Annotated in this window: 1 protein-coding gene; it reads right to left on the bottom strand. The window is 55.3% G+C overall.

What is annotated here, in order from left to right; all coding sequences use genetic code 11:
* On the bottom strand, positions 1-262 hold a 262-nt coding region (nudC, locus tag M975_RS22090), incomplete at both ends, for an NAD(+) diphosphatase (protein WP_157093437.1).

Here is a 262-nt window from a genome sequence, read left to right as displayed (position 1 = left end):
AATTTTAATCTCACCGCTGTGATATTCCGCCATAAACGCGGTCATCAGCGATTGCGGGAATGGCCAGGGTTGCGAGGTGACGTAACGTAAGTTTTTCACGCGGATACTGCTTTCTTCCATCACTTCACGGGCCACGGCTTGCTCGAGGGTTTCCCCGACTTCGACGAACCCCGCCAGCACGGTATAAATCCCGCCGCGATGGCGTGTGTGTTGGGCGAGCAGAATATGATCGTCGCGGCGAATCGCCACAATGATGCACGGT

Source organism: Buttiauxella brennerae ATCC 51605 (genome assembly GCF_001654925.1).
Taxonomy (GTDB): Bacteria; Pseudomonadota; Gammaproteobacteria; order Enterobacterales; family Enterobacteriaceae; genus Buttiauxella; species Buttiauxella brennerae.
The sequence above is the reverse complement of the archived record's forward strand: the minus strand, read 5'-3'. Positions and strand labels throughout refer to the sequence as shown.